Below are 455 nucleotides of genomic sequence, written 5' to 3'. Positions count from 1 at the left end.
CGGAGACAGGACCGCCCGCCACCCACACGTCGACCATCGACTGCACGAACCTGGCCGACTCATCCTCATCACGCCGCAACGTCCCGGCCACGACGGCATCCACGTCAACGGCCCGCTCCACCGCACGGAGTTTCGCCACCGCCTCATCCGGGCTCGCGGCCACCACTCCAGCCCGGAACTCCCACACCGAACGAGACGTCAACAACGCCCGACCCACATCGCCCAAGCTCGACACGGGCTGCTGTTCGAGGAAGTCGGCCAGCTGTCCGGCAGCGGCCCGCAAGCCCTCCAGCGACCGCGCCGACACCACCAACGGCACCACACCCGACGTCTCAGGAGCGTCTCCCACCTCCACGTCAGGGGGGCATGACGCTTGCTCAACGGTGATCGGGTCCGGGGCCTGTTCGAGGATCACGTGGGCGTTGGTGCCACTGAACCCGAACGACGAGATCCCC

The 455-nt window shown here is 68.1% G+C and carries 1 protein-coding gene; it reads right to left on the bottom strand.

Going from position 1 to position 455, the window contains the following annotated elements; translation table 11 throughout:
- The coding region (locus MJ797_RS26175) for a ketoacyl-synthetase C-terminal extension domain-containing protein (RefSeq protein WP_305039803.1) at positions 1–455 on the bottom strand (455 nt) is incomplete at both ends.

This window comes from Protofrankia sp. CiP3, assembly GCF_917627345.1.
Taxonomy (GTDB): domain Bacteria; phylum Actinomycetota; class Actinomycetes; order Frankiales; family Frankiaceae; genus Protofrankia.
Note: the sequence above shows the minus strand (reverse complement) of the source record. Positions and strands in the feature narration are given on the sequence as shown.